The organism is Bifidobacterium pseudolongum subsp. globosum, assembly GCF_000741295.1.
In the GTDB taxonomy this organism is placed as follows: Bacteria; Actinomycetota; Actinomycetes; order Actinomycetales; family Bifidobacteriaceae; genus Bifidobacterium; species Bifidobacterium globosum.
This window is the reverse complement of record NZ_JGZG01000008.1, coordinates 20,183-36,051: the sequence shown is the minus strand read 5'-3', so window position 1 is coordinate 36,051 and position 15,869 is coordinate 20,183. Positions and strand designations below refer to the sequence as shown.

The 15,869-nt window shown below is 63.5% G+C and carries 13 protein-coding genes; 6 read left to right on the top strand and 7 right to left on the bottom strand.

All coding sequences use genetic code 11. The annotated features are described in order from the left end of the window. Nucleotides 1–44: 44 nt before the first annotated feature. Nucleotides 45–980, bottom strand: a complete 936-nt coding sequence (locus BPSG_RS05815; RefSeq protein ID WP_026643199.1) for an LCP family protein — start codon at nt 978–980, stop codon at nt 45–47. Between the two features lie 401 nt (nt 981–1,381). Further along, entirely contained in the window at nt 1,382–2,821 is a 1,440-nt protein-coding gene (locus BPSG_RS05810) for an LCP family protein (protein WP_026643198.1), read from the bottom strand. A 209-nt stretch (nt 2,822–3,030) separates the two neighbouring features. On the opposite strand from BPSG_RS05810, the gene BPSG_RS05805 reads away from it, so the two are divergent. Together BPSG_RS05805 and BPSG_RS05800 are read left to right on the top strand one after the other, a co-directional pair. After that, a complete protein-coding gene (locus tag BPSG_RS05805) occupies nt 3,031–6,129 on the top strand; it encodes a glycosyltransferase family 2 protein (protein ID WP_026643197.1) in 3,099 nt (1,032 codons plus the stop codon). Continuing rightward, nucleotides 6,126–7,670, top strand: a complete 1,545-nt coding sequence (locus tag BPSG_RS05800; RefSeq protein ID WP_026643196.1) for a DUF5719 family protein — start codon at nt 6,126–6,128, stop codon at nt 7,668–7,670. Before BPSG_RS05805 ends, BPSG_RS05800 begins: the two co-directional genes overlap by 4 nt. A 9-nt stretch (nt 7,671–7,679) precedes the next feature. Here the strand turns inward: BPSG_RS05800 and BPSG_RS05795 are convergent, their stop codons facing one another. Further along, nucleotides 7,680–8,108 carry a metallopeptidase family protein gene (locus tag BPSG_RS05795; RefSeq protein WP_080699175.1) on the bottom strand — a complete coding sequence of 143 codons (429 nt, stop codon included), beginning with the start codon at nt 8,106–8,108 and terminating at the stop codon, nt 7,680–7,682. 84 nt (nt 8,109–8,192) lie between these two features. Here BPSG_RS05795 and BPSG_RS05790 point away from each other — a divergent pair, with 84 nt between their 5' ends. Both BPSG_RS05790 and BPSG_RS05785 read left to right on the top strand, forming a co-directional pair. After that, nucleotides 8,193–9,017: an HAD-IIB family hydrolase gene (locus BPSG_RS05790; RefSeq protein ID WP_026643194.1), complete on the top strand. Its 825-nt coding sequence runs from the start codon at nt 8,193–8,195 to the stop codon at nt 9,015–9,017. Then, on the top strand, nt 9,014–9,739 hold the full coding sequence (locus tag BPSG_RS05785; protein WP_051591934.1) for a ComF family protein: 726 nt from the start codon (nt 9,014–9,016) through the stop codon (nt 9,737–9,739). The genes BPSG_RS05790 and BPSG_RS05785 overlap by 4 nt, the downstream gene beginning before the upstream one ends. Here the strand turns inward: BPSG_RS05785 and BPSG_RS05780 are convergent. From BPSG_RS05780 to glgB, 3 genes are read right to left on the bottom strand one after another with little or no spacing between them, the layout of a single operon-like run. After that, entirely contained in the window at nt 9,734–10,813 is a 1,080-nt protein-coding gene (locus tag BPSG_RS05780; RefSeq protein ID WP_026643192.1) for a sensor histidine kinase, read from the bottom strand. The two genes, BPSG_RS05785 and BPSG_RS05780, sit on opposite strands and share 6 nt — an antisense overlap. Next, the gene (locus BPSG_RS05775; RefSeq protein ID WP_026643191.1) at nt 10,813–11,526 is read right to left on the bottom strand and encodes a response regulator transcription factor; all 714 of its coding nucleotides are present in this window, start codon (nt 11,524–11,526) and stop codon (nt 10,813–10,815) included. Before BPSG_RS05775 ends, BPSG_RS05780 begins: the two co-directional genes overlap by 1 nt. An 18-nt stretch (nt 11,527–11,544) precedes the next feature. After that, entirely contained in the window at nt 11,545–13,797 is a 2,253-nt protein-coding gene (gene glgB / locus BPSG_RS05770; protein ID WP_026643190.1) for a 1,4-alpha-glucan branching protein GlgB, read from the bottom strand. 136 nt (nt 13,798–13,933) lie between these two features. Here glgB and BPSG_RS05765 point away from each other — a divergent pair, with 136 nt between their 5' ends. Continuing rightward, on the top strand, nt 13,934–14,530 hold the full coding sequence (locus BPSG_RS05765; RefSeq protein ID WP_022858597.1) for a CarD family transcriptional regulator: 597 nt from the start codon (nt 13,934–13,936) through the stop codon (nt 14,528–14,530). 8 nt (nt 14,531–14,538) lie between these two features. Next, nucleotides 14,539–15,012 (top strand): 2-C-methyl-D-erythritol 2,4-cyclodiphosphate synthase, encoded by a 474-nt coding sequence (gene ispF / locus BPSG_RS05760; RefSeq protein WP_026643189.1) that lies wholly within the window; start codon nt 14,539–14,541, stop codon nt 15,010–15,012. 17 nt (nt 15,013–15,029) lie between these two features. On the opposite strand, the gene BPSG_RS05755 is transcribed toward ispF, so the two are convergent. Beyond that, nucleotides 15,030–15,866: a metal ABC transporter permease gene (locus tag BPSG_RS05755; RefSeq protein WP_026643188.1), complete on the bottom strand. Its 837-nt coding sequence runs from the start codon at nt 15,864–15,866 to the stop codon at nt 15,030–15,032. Between the last annotated feature and the right edge of the window lie 3 nt (nt 15,867–15,869).

The window sequence follows — 15,869 nt, the reverse complement described above, 5'->3', positions numbered from 1 at the left end:
TGTGGTCGGACGGTCGATGCTGTTCGCGCGTGGAGTATTCCGGGCTAGCCCAGTTCGGCCGCGCTACCGACCACACCGGGGTCATGGGTGCCGTCGGCGAGCTGGGTGAACAGTTCGAGGTTGCGTGGATTGTCGAGCAGTACGCAGGAGCCCACGCCGTCCACATAATAATTGGGATCGCTCCAATAGAGGCTGCCGGTGATGCCGTTCGAGCCCGAAGCGCCACGGAACGCGAGCAGCATGTCGAGCAGGGTCTTGGGATTGGTGCGCTCGTCCACGGTGATCGCCTGCAGCGCCGCATCACCGACCTTGCGCACAGTGCCGAAATTCATCAGTGTGGCGGGGGAGGCCGCTTTCTTGGCGATGGCGCCGATCACCTGACGTTGGCGTTCGGCGCGCCCGAAGTCGCCCTTGGGGTCGGAATAGCGCATGCGCGAGAACGCGAGCGCGGTATGTCCGTCGACGACATGGCAGCCGGCCTTCCAATGCAGGTCGGAAAGCTCATCGTCCACGTCTTGGTCGTAGCACAGTTCGATGCCACCGAGCGCATCGACCACGCCGGTAAGTCCGCCGAAGGTGATCTTGGCCACGTGATCGATCTTCTGGCCGGTGATGTCCTCGATTTGGGTGGCGAGTTCCTGACGGCCATAGATCTGCATTACGGCGTTGATCTTGAGCAGGGCGTCATCCACCTGCACAAGCGAATCGCGGGGCACCGAAATGAGCGAGCTGGGGCCGTGCTTCGGCTTGGTGAGGATGAGGATCGTGTCGGTGCGATCTCCGGGGGTGTCATCGCTGCCGGTGGTGCCGTCGCGCTCATCGGATCCGAGGATGAGCCATGTCGTAGCCGGCCCCGCGGCTTTGCCGGTGAGCCAGTCCTCTTTGCGCAGGCTGCCGCTGACCCAGTTCCAGATGCCAAACCCCGCGCACAGCGCGGCGACAAGCACGATGACAAGTGCGGCGATGAGGCCGTTGCGCACACGATGGTGTGTGGTGTGCGGACGCGCGTTTGATGGTCTGGCCGTCACCGCTGCCGCCGTGGTAGCCGAGCGAGCCGGCTGTTGGGGGCGTTGGTTCGTTGCAGCATTGCTTGATGCGCCTGCAGTGGCGCGTGATGCCCGGTCGCGTGCCACACGTGGCGGAATGGAGGCAGGTACGGGCTGCGTGGCGGGCGCACTCGATGGTGAACGGCGGGAATGGGGGGCGAACGACGGCGGTGCCGGTTGGCCTTGCGCATCCTGAACGGTGGCTTTGCGGCGCGGCTTCGGGGCGAAGCTCGGCGGCGTGTCGGGAAGACCGTGCCCCTCATCGTTCGTCATGGTGACCTCCTGAAACAACGGCATGCTTCGCGCATGCCCGATCGGTGGGATGCAGCGGCTGGCTACTGCTTGGTGGCAGGCACCGCGCACACGGTGTTGTTGAGATACTGGTAGGCGATGCCCACATACTGGTTGGTATCGGGATCCTTGATCGCACCGGTCTCCGGATCCACAACACCGCCTGTCTCCGGATCGATGAGTGTGCCGTCGGGCTGCTTGATCAGGCCGGTCTGCGGGTCGACGGTGGGAGCTGGTGTCGCGGCTGGCGAGTCGGTGCCCACCTGCGAAGGCCCGGTCGTCTCACTTGGCGATGCGCTTGGGGTCTCGCTCGGCGTGGCCGAGGCACCCGTGTCGCCGCCGTCTTCGTTGGTGTCGGATGGTGTGGTGTCCTCCGTGGAGAACAGCGGCTTGTCCTCGCGGAACTTGGCCCATACTTCGTCCGCGTCCGGTGCCCACACCACACGGTTCGGGTCCGTCGGCGCCTCGGTGATGGGCACGGTCTGCATGTATAGATGGTCGAGCGGCATGTTGCGCAGGCTCATCGCCAGGCCCACAAGCGCCGCGGTGTCGGCCATGCCCTCACTGATGCTCAGCGAATTGATGGCAGCACGCACCAGTTGGTAGAGCTGGCTTGTCTGCGTGAACAGGTTCTTTGAGATCGCCTCGTTGAACAACGATTTGATCAGGTATTGCTGTCGCGTGGTGCGCATGATGTCCGAACCGTCGGTGCCGGTGCCGTAGCGCATGCGCGCGTAGTTGGTGGCCGATTTGCCGTCGAGGTGGTGCATGCCCTTCGACAGGTCCATGTCCGTATTGGCGTCCACGGTATGCACGGGGATGCACACGTCCACGCCGCCGATCGCGTCGATCATGTCGGCAAGGCCCTTGAAGTCGACGACGATGAAGTTGGAGATGTCCAGGCCGGTCAGGGAATTGATGGCGCTCACCGTGCAGCTCGCCGCGGACGACAGGTCTCCGCCCACAGCATATGCGGTGCTGAAAATCGAGTTGAACATCACGCCGTACTGGGCGGGGATCGTGCCCTGGGACGTGGTGCAGCTCGGCACATCCACAAGCGAATCGCGCGGAATCGAGACGAGGTTGATGAACTGACGGTCGGCGGCGATCTCGACGACCATCGTCGTGTCGGCATTGTGCACACCGGCGTTCTCGGCGCCGTCCCCGGCGATGTCCGCATTGCCGGCGTCTCGGGAATCCTGACCGATCAGCACGAAACGGATCGGCTGGCCGGCATTGGGGTCGAGGTACTCCTGATGCTCGAAGTGTGAGTTCACGCGGCGCTCCTGCACCGCGTGGTCGATATTGAACCATGTGGCCGCGGCCACTGTGCCCAAGAAGACGAGCACGCCGGCGATGACGCATGCGATGACCATGCGCGCGCGGTGGCGGATGGTGTAGGCGATGGCGCTATGGCGTGGGCGGCGCGGCACCGCCGAGCCCAGATTCGTCTGCTGCGTGTCTTTTGTGCTATGGGAAGCCACAGGTTCGCCTTTCCGTGTCGACATCGGTCACGCCTCTCGGAAACACTGCGAGCAACACACCCACCGCCCCTCGTCGAGCCGCAATCTTCTGCGATTATAAGGCATGTATGTGAGAAGCGGCTCAATTCTCATGTGAGTCGGCCTCCACAGCCCCTGCATGCAGCGGTATGCGGGCTGGTGAATATACCCTGTTGCGTACACTGTCAACTATGACCCTCTCAGGCAACAGCGAGATCCAGCAAGTGATCGGCGAGGCGTTGGCGTCGCGCCCATACTCACACGACCAGCGGGCGGTGACGAACGTCACCGCGGTGATCACCGTGGAGCACGACCTGCGTTTCCTGCCCCGCACGTTGGCATCGGTGCTGCGGCAAAGCGTGTTGCCGTCGACGATCGTCATCGCCGATTGCTCTGGGAACACCGTCCAGTCCGTGCAGACCAGTTTCGAGATCATCCCCACAGTGGCCGAGGTCTATCAGGAGGTTCCGGAACCGCAACGCATCAGCGTGCAGCTTGTGCGCGTGACCCAGGCCAAATCGTTCGCGGACGCGGTGGCCAAGGTGCTGCGCACCGCGCAGATCGACACCTCGACGAAGATGCTGTGGCTGTTGCATGACGATTCACGGCCGGCCGACGACCGCTGCCTCGAGGCTTTACTCGACGCGTGGCGCAACACACCCACCGCCGCGTTGCTCGGCGCCAAACAACTCGACTGGGAAGGCACACACCTGCATGCGGTCGGCGCCTATGCCGCCTCACACCGCGTGACGACGCTCGTCGTGGACGGCGAACCCGATCAGGAGCAATATGACACACGCCGTGACGTGTTCGCCGTCTCACTCGCCGGCGCCCTCGTGCCGGTGAACACGGTGACCGCCGTGGGCGGCGTCAATCCGTGGTTCGGCACATTCGACGAATCCGACGACTTCTGCCGTAGGTTGTGCCGCAACGGCAAGCGTGTGGTCGTCGTGCCGCAGGCCCGTATCGCGCACCGTCGCGCCCGATGGGACGGAGTACGGTCCAAAGGCGGCGAACCGATCGATCAGGACGATGCCACCAACACCTCGATGGCACAGCTTTCCGGCGAACAGAAGTACCGGTACACCGACATCAACGCCCTGTGGTGGCCATTGGCCTGGATCGCCGGCCTCATCATCGCGGCCGCGAGCGCCATCCGCCTGCTGTTTCGTAAAAACCCATACCGTGCGTGGTGCACGCTGTGCATGCCCTGGATCGCGCTCTGTGGCATTCCCGGGGCACTCAGCGCACGTCACCGCCTCAAGAAGGTGAGCACCGTGCCCCGGCGTGCCTTGGCGCCGTTGACCGCCGACCGGCAGCAGATCCGGCAATGGCATGCGCGCATCGACGCATTCAACGACCAATGCAACAATGTGGTGCTCGACCCGCTTGCCACCGCCCATCTGCGTGCGCGCCTCATCCGGCGCTGGGCGCTTGCGGCCACAGCGGCGCTGCTTGCCCTGATCTGCACCGTCATCATGTACTGGGGCATTCTGCGGTACGCGTTCGCCGACACCTCGATGTACTCCAACCAGCTGTTGCCGACCGATGCGACATTCCGTCAACTGGTGGAATCGGCCACCACGCCATGGGTGTTCGGCATCGGCACCGGCATCCCAGTGCCCCCAACTCCCTGGCTCCTTGTGCTCATGGTATGCAGCGTGTGCACCGGTGGTCATGTGAGTGTGGCGATGGCACTCATCTTCTTCCTCTCGGCGCCATTGTGCGTGCTGTCGTTCTGGGCGCTCGCCGGCGTGGTCACCCGCTCCGACACCGTCCGTGTGCTGTGCGGCCTGCTGTGGTACGGATGTGCGCTCGCCTTCGGACTCTACGCCGAAGCGAACCTGCCGATGCTCACCGTCATGGTGTTCTTGCCCGGCGCATTGGCGTTGTCGTTCAAGGCGGTCGGCCTGTACCGCACCGAAGCCCCCGTCAACCCGCGCTCATCGATCCAAGCCGCAGCGGCGTCCGCCCTCATGTTCATCCCCGCCGTCGCGGCCGAACCGCAATTGTTGCTGGCGCTCATCGTGATCTTCGTGGCGTTCCTCGTCTTCGTGCGCCGCCACCGCCTCATGCTGCTGCTGATCCCGTTCCCGGCGGCCTTCGCGTTGGCGCCGACGCTCGTCAACGCCGTGCGGTACGGGGCCGACGGCATGTGGCGCCAGCTGTTCGGCGACATCATGGTGCCGGCCGCCACGGTGAACGGCACCCCGAAGATCCTCAACCTCAACGCGCTCATCTGGCGCACCTTCGGCATCGACGCACCGCAGACATGGTCGGCATGGGCCACACCGGACGGCATCCGCGACGCGTGCATCATCATCACGATGATTCTGATCGTCATCGTCGCCATCGTCGCCCTGTTCCGTCCGTCCATGTTCCGCGCATGCCGGATCCTGTGGACGGTGGCGATCTGCGGATTCGCGCTCGCCATCGTTTCCGCAGCCGTTGTCGTGGCGGTCATGCCCTACGGTGTGGCCGGCGGCTCGGTGCTACCCGGTGTGGCGCTCGCCGCATGCGGACTTCTCGGTTCGGCGGCGTTGATGGCGGGTTCGGCGGTCAAACCGTTCAATCGGCTCACGGAAGAGACTGCATCGTCATTCCCTGCCGGCCGTATCGGGCGCGCGGCCATCGCTGTGCTGCTCGCCGTGGCCACGGCCTCATGCTGCTGGTATGGCTGGTCCATCGCTGCCCGTGATGGCGTGGGCATCACCGGTTCGGGCTTGCCGATGGTCGCACGCGACTATCTGGACCAGCAGGGCGACCGCCGCATCCTCGCGTTGCGCGCGAGCGGCAATGGCACCATCGAATATTCGGTCATGCGCACAGGGCGCGGCGATCTGATCGACAGCTCGCCGGCATATCGGGTGAGCGCGGCGTACGGTCTGCAGCATGACACGGACGATGAGCAATTGGCCCGGTTGAGCGCGCATCTGCTGGCGAACAGCGATGACGATGCCATCGCCACGTTGAGCGATCTGGGATTCGGTGGCATCTATGTGGTCACCGGTGCATCCGGTGATATCAGCGCCCGCGCGAGCGAGCAATTGCTCGCCAACGTCACGGCGTCGCAAGGCACGCAATCGGTTGTGAGCAGCACTGACGGCACCTATTTCCGTTTGACGCTCAACGCCACCCCCAGCCAGCACATCGATGCCAGCGCGCAGCATCTGGTCCAGCACAGCCCATGGCGTTCCGCATGGCTCTGGTGCCTCGGCATCATCGTGGTGCTGTACTGCCTCGTGGCCATTCCGCGGCGCCACACCGCCGCAAAGGAGGAACAGGAATGAACGCGCACACCAACCGCAAGCCGATCGGCCAGGCGCACCATGCGCGCAAAGCGATCGCCACGACCGCCACAGGCGCCATTGTGGCGGCGCTCATTGTGGGACTGACCGTGTTGCCGGTCGAAGGCGTGCGCGCGGACACGGCGCAAGTCTCCAATGTTGAGGTGCGCGAGACGGTCAGCCCCAAGCAGATCGTGCAGTACTGCCCAGCGCAGATGGGATTGGCTGACACGGAGGCCTTCAGCGACACGGAGTTCCAGTCGAGTGTCGGCAACTTGCAATCGAGACGCCGTTACGCCGCGTTCGGGTCGATTTTCCATGCGCAGTCGCGCAACCTCACCGATGCCGATGTCGTGGACGCGGCGGTGCTCGAAAGCCCCACCCAGGACGACGGCACGGTGGCCTACGTCTCGTCCGCACAGAGCGCGAAAGACCCCTCGGTCCTGGAGACCCGTGTGCTCAGCGCCCAAAGCGGCACCGGTGCCACAGGGGCCCTCGCATCGTGGGCCACCGAAGGCGATCTTCCGGGCGTGGCTGCCTCGTCATGCGTCCCCACCCAGTTGCAGCAGCGGTTCCTGGTGCCCACCACCACCACAGGGAACACGCAGCAGCTCATGATCGCCAACACGTCCGACAAGCCGACGTCCGTGGACATCGCCGCATGGGGCACAGAGGGCGAGAAAATCGCGCTCGCCACGTCGAGCACCGTGACCGTTCCAGCCAATGGGCGCAGCACCGTCATGCTCAATGCCGCGGCCCCCGGGCAGCAGGCGTTGTACGTCACGGTCACGAGCCAGAACACGCCGATCGGAGCGGTGATCCGGTCAGTGGCGATGAATGGGCTGACACCGAAGGGCAATGATTTCATCATGCCGTTGCGGTGCGCCTCGACGGAGCAGGCCATGCCCATCGGGGAGAAGTGGGACGGCGCCACGGTGTATGCGTTTGCGCGCCACGACACGAAGGTCACATTGTCGTGGATCACCGACCATGGTCTTGTGGCAATGGATTCGTTCGCCATCGCCGCCGGCATGGTGGCCACCCACGATGTGGGGAAGGCGCCGAAGGGCGCGGTTGCCGTCTATGCGCAGAGCGATGGCGATTGCATGCTGGCGATGCGCGTGACGGCTTCCGGTGATGAGGGACAGCGGGATTATGCGGTGGTGAACGCCGAGCCGGCCACACAACAAGCCGCACTGGCGATTCCTGCAGATGTCTCGTCGAATATGGTGGTCGTCAACATGGAGGAGTCGCAAGTCAGGGTGACTTTCGTGGGGTACGACGCCTCCGGCAAACGGGTAGGGGATCATGAGGTGGAGGTTGACGCCAATTCGGCCATCACATTGACCCCTGGTGACATCGGCAAAGGCGTCGTGGCGGTGGAGACGACCGGGAAGTCCGGATCGTTGGTATGGGGGGCGTTCCTCGCGAACCGCTCCATCGACGAAAGCGGTCTGGCCGGCATCGCATACCTGCCCGCCGCATCGTTGGAAGTGCAACGCCAGACCGTCACCGCCCGAAACGACGCATCCATCGTGCGCTGAACCGGACGGTCAAGCACCGAAATCGGGGTCGATCTCGTCAGGCCTACGCCCGTAGAGCTCAGCGATACGCACCACAAGCTCATCGCGGATGGCGAACTGCAGATCCATACGGTTGGGGGAGTGGGCCTGCAACGGCATGCGGTACAGCACCACGCGCGCCGGTATGCCATGCTCGGCGGGGAACCCCTGCGAGAACAGCATCGGCTCCGATTCCCACGGCGCCGGTTCAGACGGCGGCACATCCTCGACAGCGAACTGCAGCGGTGCCACCAGATCCGGCCACGCTTCGGACAGCCGGCGGATCTGGGCCACCACCATGTCGTCGAACATGCCGCTTCTGGTGCGGTACCGCGGCAGGCGCGTGCCGAACATCGGCCGGCGCAGCCCGCGTCCATGACGGTTGCGGTAGACTTTGGCGTTCCATGGAGGTTGTAGCATGCCTTCAACTGTAAGCCATCGGCACGGCAATGCTACGATATACAGCTACTGTACGGAAGACCTGCCGTCACACAAGGAGGCAACATGAGCGAACCGGTGAGCGTGGATTGCGCGCAGGTGGACATCAACGCGCTATGTGAGAGAATGCGGGTGGCCGCCTTCGATCTGGACGGCACCCTCGCCCGTTCCAAGAAGCCGATGCATCCGGACATGGCGCAGGCGCTGTCCACGCTGACGACCCTGATGCCGGTGGCCATCATCTCCGGTGGCGCCATGCCGCTGCTGGAAAGCCAGGTCACCGACGTGCTCACCGACGATGCCGACCGCACGCACCTCCATCTCATGCCCACGACCGGTACCCGCTATTTCCGGTGGTCGGGGAGGGAGTGGGCCCCCATCTACCAGCGTGACCTCGACTCAGAAGACCGTCGGGCGGCCATCGCATCGCTGGAACACCATGCCCGCGCCATGGGATTGTGGGAGGAACACACATGGGGCGACCGCATCGAGGACCGCGGCAGCCAGATCACGTTTTCCGCGTTGGGCCAACAAGCGCCCGTGGACGCCAAAGAGGCTTGGGATCCCACCAATGAGAAGAAGAACAGGCTCGCGCAGGCGGTGCAGCGAGACGTACCACATCTTCTGGTGCGTTCCGGCGGCTCCACAAGCGTGGATGTGTCCGGCCGTGGCATCGACAAATCCTATGCCGTACACGAGCTCGCGCGCATCCTCGATGTGCCGGTGGGGTCGATGATGTTCGTCGGTGACAGACTGGACCCCGACGGCAACGACTATCCTGCGGCGAAAGCGGGCACGATGGCCATTCGGGTCGCCGGCCCAGAGGAGACGCTGCGCCTGTGCACTGCAATCATCGACTGGTACGGCACACACCGGCCGCGCATGGCATGAACGGCATGGCGGGCGTGCACGGCGCGCTGACAGGCGCCGTGCGTGCTGTACGGGATGTGCTGTTCTCCCGTGGCTGCGCAGGGTGCGGCGCGCCGGATGAAGTGCTCTGCGGCACATGCATGCGCGGTCTGGTGCAGCCGGTGTGCTTCGATCTGCCGGCTACGGTGTGTGGGATCGGCATGGCGTGCGGGAGCTATCACGGTCCGTTGCGGCGTGCGGTGCTCGCATGGAAAGACCATGGCGACGCCGAATGCGATGGTCCGTTCAGTGACGCCATGGTGGCGTTGTTGCAGGCCGAGCCGTTGCGCAGCACGCTCGACCAAGTGGGCGCTGTGGCCGTTGTGCCCGCGCCATCGTCGTGGCGATCCATCTGCACGCGGGGGCGTAGTCAGCTTGACCCGATTGCCGGGGCGTTGGCCGAGCGGTTGTGCGCGTGGGGAGTGGAAGCGCGCGTGCAGCGTGCACTTGAGGTCAGGCACATACGCACCAAATCGGTGCAGACGGCGTCCGCGCGGGGGAGGCGTGAACGTGTCACCGGCCATATCCGTTGCCGCAATGGTGTGCGTTTGCCTGCAGGCATGCCGGTCATCGTCATCGATGACATCGTCACGTCGGGAGCCACGATGCGCGAATGCATCGATGTCCTACGCGCACAAGGCAATCCGGTGCTCGCTGCGCTGGCCCTCGCCCATACGCCGCCGCGGGCACCGGAACGATCATAATTCGTCGTCGCCCTGTTCGGCGATCTGCGGATAGCGGGGCAACACGATTTCGAAGTTGACGCCGCGGGGGTCGTCGATGACCTGCACGGTGCCGCCATGGAGTTGTGCCGCCCAACGCGCGATGGACAGGCCGAGGCCGGTGCCGCCCGATTCGGTTCCCGGGCCGGACTTGCCTTTGACGAAGCGGCGGAAGATGTCGTTGCGGACCGATTCGGGGATATGCGACCCGAAGTTGACCACATTGACCACGACGGTGTCGTTCGTGCCGTCACCGTGGGCCTCGATCAGGATCGCCGTGTTGTCAGGCGAATGCTTCAGCGCGTTGGCGATGATGTTGGTGAAGAGCTGGTGCAGCCGTGCCTCGTCGCCCTCCAGGTTGAGGTCATCGGGAATCCGCTGTTCGATCGTGTGTCCATGGCCGGCGTCCGCGTATTCGAGCGGCCCGGTGGTCTCGCTGATGAACTCGGCGAGGTTGATCGGCACGATCTCCAGGCTTGCGGCGCCCGCTTCCAGACGTGACAGGTCCAGCAGGAACGAGATGAGGTCCGAAAGCCGGTGGGTCTGCGTGAGGATGCTCTCCAGGTTCGCAGGGGTCGGTTCCACGATGCCATCCGCCATGTTCTCGACCATCGCCTGCAGCGCCGATACTGGCGTGCGCAGTTCGTGGCTGACGTTGGCGATCATGTCGCGCCGCATCTGGTTGGCATGTTCGAGTTCATCCGCCATGATGTTGAACGCGTCGGCGAGTTCGCCCACTTCGTCACGGCTGTTCTTCTTGATGTGCACGCGGGCGGAATAGTCGCCTTCGGCCATGGCCTGCGCAGCGTCAATCATCTGGGCCAGGGGACGGGTCAGATGCCGGGAGGTGACGTACGTGAACACCAGCGTCGCGGCGATGGCGATTGGCAGTGCGATCCATCCGTTCAATCCAAGCATCGTGGCGATCCATGCGAGCACGAACGCCAAAACGCTCGAAACGACGATCAGGATGGTCAGTTCTGCGCGTAATGAGATGGGGCGTTTGGTGTCGCGCTGTGCGTCGTCACGCCCCATCTCGGACTTGATGGTCGGCATCACTGCTCCGGCGGTTCAAACGCGTAGCCGACCCCATGCACGGTCCTGATCGTGCTGGACCCCAGCTTGTGGCGCAGGGCCTTGACATGCGAGTCGACGGTGCGGGTACCGGAGGCGTCGACCCAGTCCCAGACCTCTTCGAGCAGCTGCTCGCGCGTCAACACGGACTTCGGTTTGCGCGCCAAGGTCGTGAGCAGGTCGAATTCGGTCGGGGTCAGATGCACGGCTTCGTCGTTGAGCGTCACACGGCGTGTGGCCGGGTCGATTACAATCGAGCCGAAATCGAGGATTTTCGCGTCCTCGCTGTTCTTGGCGATCACCTTGGCGCGTTCCACACGGCGCAACAGCGCCTTGCAGCGCGCCAGCAGTTCACGCATCGAAAACGGCTTGGTCATGTAATCGTCCGCACCGGCGCTCAGGCCGATGATGACATCGGTCTCCTCGTCACGCGCGGTGAGCATGAGCACAGGCACCGGACGGTGCGACACGATGCGCTTGGTGGCCTCGACGCCGTCGATGCCCGGGAGCATCACATCCATGATGACGAGGTCGGGGTGCACCTGCGCCGCCGCGCGAATGGCGCTGATGCCATCCTGTGCCACACGCACATCCCATCCTTCAGACGAAAGCCGCTGAGCGATCGACGAGGCGAGTGTCGGCTCGTCCTCGACGACCAGGACGGTATGCGAAGGTTTGTCATTTTTGGAAGCCATGACTTCTGGTCCTTACTCTCATTGGTTGTCCGGAACCAGGAATACGGCTCCCAGCGCCGGAACAGTGATACGAGTGGACCAATCACGTGAGTGGTACGCGCCCGCGTTGGCTTCGATGTCGGTGTTGTGGATATCGGAACCGTCATATTTCTTGTCATCCGTGGTGAGTACCTCACGCCAACGGCCGCCCTGCGGCAGCGGCACCTGGTATTCCTGCCAGGCGGTTCCCGAGAAGTTCACCACGACCACCATCTGCTCGCCGTTCTTGCCGATGCGCATGAAGCTCAGCACATTGTGGTCGCTGTCGTCACTCGTGAGCCACTGGAAGCCGTCGGTGGTGAAGTCCTGGCTCCACAGGGCTGGCGACTGCACATACAGCTTGTTGAGGTCGCAGACCAGATCCTGTACGCCACGGTGGTCCGGCCAGTTCAGGCAGTTCCAATCCAGCTGGTTGTTGTAGTCCCATTCGCCGTACTGTGCCAGTTCATTGCCCATGAACGACAGGTTCTTGCCCGGGTGTGCCCACTGGTACGCGAACAATGCGCGCACGCCGGCGTACCGCTGCCAATCATCGCCCGGCATCTTGCCGAAGAGCGATCCCTTGCCGTAGACGACTTCATCATGGCTGATCGGCAGCACATAATGCTCCGAATAGGCGTAGACCATCGAGAACGTGATCTCGTCGTGGTGCCACTTGCGGTTGATCGGCTGTTCATGCAGGTATTCGAGCGTGTCGTGCATCCAGCCCATGTTCCACTTGAGGCCATAGCCCAGACCGCCTTGGTCGGTCGGGGCCGTCACGCCCGGGTACGCGGTCGATTCCTCGGCGATCATGACGATGCCGGGGTTGTTCTTGTACGCTGTGGCATTGGCCTCCTTGATGAAGTCGATCGCCTCGAGGTTCTCGCGGCCACCGAACTTGTTCGGGTGCCATTGGCCCGGTTCGCGGCTGTAGTCGAGGTACAGCATGGACGACACCGCATCCACGCGCAGGCCGTCGATGTGGTATTCGTCGAGCCAGAAGCAAGCGTCCGCCACGAGGAAGTTGCGCACCTCACGGCGGCCGAAGTTGAAGATGTAGGTGCCCCAGTCCGGGTGCTCGCCACGCATCGGGTCCGGGTCCTCATACAGCGGGGTGCCATCGAAACGGCCGAGCGCGAAGGCGTCCTTGGGGAAGTGCGCCGGCACCCAATCCATGATGATGCCGATGCCCGCCTGATGGAACTTGTCCACCAGGTACTTGAAGTCGTCAGGGCCGCCGAGACGGGAATCCACCGCATAATAGCCGGTGACCTGATAGCCCCACGATCCGGGGTACGGGTATTCCTCAAGCGGCATGAACTCCACATGGGTGTACCCGAGCTTGAGCACGTACGGCACGAGTTCGTCGGCGAGCTGACGGTAGTCATGCACGTCGGAACGCCAGCTGTTGGCATGCACCTCGTAGATGCTCATCGGACCCTCGTGCGGATCAGTGGCCGCGCGCTTGGACATCCACTCGTCATCATCCCAGGTATGCGACGATTCCACCACGATCGAGCCGGTGCGCGGCGGAATCTCATGCGAGCGTTCCATCGGATCGGCCTTCATCTCCCAATTGTTGTAAGCGTTGAGGATGTGGTACTTGTAGATCTCGCCGGACTGCACGCCCGGCACGAAGAGCTCCCAGACGCCCGAGGAACCGAGCTCTCGCATGGCGTGGGCGGTGCCGTCCCAATTGTTGAAATCGCCGACCACACGCACGGCATGGGCGTTCGGCGCCCAGACGGTGAATGCGGTGCCGACGACCTGGCCGCCCTCGGTGCCATCCGCGGAACCCATGGCGTCGTCGTAGCGCTTCACGTGTGCGCCCATCGCCTCCCACAGACGTTCATGGCGGCCCTCGCCGAACAGGTAGAGGTCCATGTCGCCCACTGTGGGCAGATAGCGGTAAGGGTCGTCCTGCGTGCTCGTTGTACCATCTTCTGCGACGGTGCGGATGCGGTAGTCGGGAACACTGTAGCCGTTGTCGGTCTTCACGGCCGGCACAACGGCGACGAAGACACCGTTGTGCTCCGGCTGGGACTGTGTCTCACCGTCCTTGGTGACGATCGTCACCGACTGGGCCTTCGGGCGCAATACACGGATAGTGCACGTGCCCTCGTACTGGCCGGAGCCGAGATGTCCGCCGAGGATTTCGTGGGGGTTGTAGAAGGCAGCATGGCTCACTGCGTCCAGCTGATCGTTATTGACTGGGACGATGGCCTGAATATCAAATGTATTGTTAGTCATGTAACGAGAATAAGCCAGTCGCGGCGCTCACGGAGCGCGTTTTGCGTAAATTACACCTGTTTTTCAACAAAACTTCACAAGTCCACCGAAAGCGCTATAATTATTCGGGTTTTGTGGTTATTCTCACGGAGGATTCATGGGTTACAAGGTCGGCGACATGGTCGTGTATCCACGTCACGGTGCGGCGAAGGTCCAAGCCGTGACCGAACGAACGGTCAAGGGTGTGACCCGTGAGTACCTCAAGCTTTCCGTCTTGTCGAGCGACGATCTGGAGATCTTCGTGCCCGTAGACAACGTCAAGAAGGTCGGCGTGCGCGACATCGTCGACGGTGACGAGGTGGCGAAAGTCTTCGAAATCCTGCGCACACCGATCATCGAGAAAGAGATGAACTGGTCGCGTCGCTACAAGCTGAACGTCGAGAAGATCTCGACCGGCGACGTGAACAAGATCGCCGAGGTCGTGCGTGACCTCGCACAGCGCGACGTGGACGAACATGGTCTTTCCGCGGGCGAAAAGCGTATGCTCACCAAGGCCCGCAGCATCCTGACGTCCGAAATCGCCCTGTCGGAGAAACTCGAGGAGGAAGAGGCGCAGCGTCTGCTCGACGTCAACCTCGGCTACTCCGAGCCGCAGCCGGGTGACGAGGACCATCACACGCAGGCCCCTGAAGAGGCCGCCGCCGACACGTTGGCCCGTCTGGAGTCCGAAAACAAGAAGTCGAAGAAGAAGTGAACGAATCGTTGCGCATAGGGCAGGGGTTCGACGCGCATCGGTTCGCCGACGAGCGTGATCCCCGGCCCCTTATGCTCGCAACCCTTGCGTGGAGCGGCAACGGAATCGAAGGTGATTCCGATGGCGACGTGGTGGTGCACGCCATGATCGACGCGTTGCTCTCTGCGGCCCATCTGGGTGACATCGGCACATTGTTCGGTGTAGGCGAATCGTCTCAAGGCGCCGGCATGAGCGGTACCGCGATGCTCACCCGTACGATGGAGCATCTACACGACCATCGGTGCACCCCGTGCAGCATCGCCGTGTGTGTCATCGGCAACCGGCCAAAACTCGGACCCCGGCGTGCCCAAGCCGAAGCGCAGCTGTCCGCGATCTGCGGATGTCAGGTCTCACTGACCGCCACCACGACCGATGGCATGGGCTTCACCGGCCGTGGCGAAGGCATCGCCGCCACGGCCACCGCGCTCGTCGAAGTGCGGTAGAGACGCGCCGCGGCAACTCACGCCGTGCGGTGGCGCGCCGCCTCGATGCCTTTCGCAATGCCCCAGAACAGTGTGGAGAGCGCGACGATGATGAAGCTCGGGGGAGCGGGGAACATCGCCGACAGCACCAGTCCACCCCAGATCGACACGAGGCACAGGGCGGTGGAGACGACAATCGCGCGCATCGGCGTGGTCGCGACCATCGTGGCGGTGGCGGCGGGGGTCACCACAAGCGCGAAGATAAGCAACGTGCCCACAGCCGGCACGGCGATCGTGATCACCCCGGCGAGCACCGCCATGAACAGCACATTCATCAGTCCGATCGGCACGCCCTTCGCCTGGGCCACCTGCTCGTCAAGCGAACTGAACAGCAGGGGGCGGTACGTGACGGCAAGCACGGCCAGCAGCACCACATCGAATACCGCGAATCCGATGATCTGACCTGGGGTGACCGTGAGGATGGATCCGAACAGGATCGATTGGAACTGCTGTGAGGCGGAGCTGGACATACGGGCGAAGAACAGGCCAAGGCCGGTGGCGAAGGCGAGCACGGTCCCTGTGGCGATCTCGCGTTGCGAGGCGCGTTTGCCCAAGGCCGCTATCACCAAGGCGCCGCCAAGCGCGAACGCGCCCATGCCGAACGAGACGGGAAGGCCCAGCAGTACCGCCCCCGTGGCGCCGGGCAGGCCGATGTGTGCTAGGGCATGCGCCGCGAACGTCGAATTGCGTGCGATGGTGAAATACCCCACCACGCCGGCGGCGAGCGCGATGCACAGACCGGCGATGAACGCGTTGAGCATGAAGGGGGATGTGATGGTCGAGACCCACTGCGGGTCGTAGGTGAGTGAATTCATGTG

Coding starts and splice junctions, on each gene's coding strand:
- BPSG_RS05805 (WP_026643197.1), top strand. CDS start 3,031: ATGACCCTCTCAGGCAACAGCGAGATCCAGCAAGTGATCGGCGAGGCG.
- BPSG_RS05800 (WP_026643196.1), top strand. CDS start 6,126: ATGAACGCGCACACCAACCGCAAGCCGATCGGCCAGGCGCACCATGCG.
- BPSG_RS05795 (WP_080699175.1), bottom strand. CDS start 8,108: ATGCTACAACCTCCATGGAACGCCAAAGTCTACCGCAACCGTCATGGA.
- BPSG_RS05790 (WP_026643194.1), top strand. CDS start 8,193: ATGAGCGAACCGGTGAGCGTGGATTGCGCGCAGGTGGACATCAACGCG.
- BPSG_RS05785 (WP_051591934.1), top strand. CDS start 9,014: ATGAACGGCATGGCGGGCGTGCACGGCGCGCTGACAGGCGCCGTGCGT.
- BPSG_RS05780 (WP_026643192.1), bottom strand. CDS start 10,813: ATGCCGACCATCAAGTCCGAGATGGGGCGTGACGACGCACAGCGCGAC.
- BPSG_RS05775 (WP_026643191.1), bottom strand. CDS start 11,526: ATGGCTTCCAAAAATGACAAACCTTCGCATACCGTCCTGGTCGTCGAG.
- glgB (WP_026643190.1), bottom strand. CDS start 13,797: ATGACTAACAATACATTTGATATTCAGGCCATCGTCCCAGTCAATAAC.
- BPSG_RS05765 (WP_022858597.1), top strand. CDS start 13,934: ATGGGTTACAAGGTCGGCGACATGGTCGTGTATCCACGTCACGGTGCG.
- BPSG_RS05755 (WP_026643188.1), bottom strand. CDS start 15,866: ATGAATTCACTCACCTACGACCCGCAGTGGGTCTCGACCATCACATCC.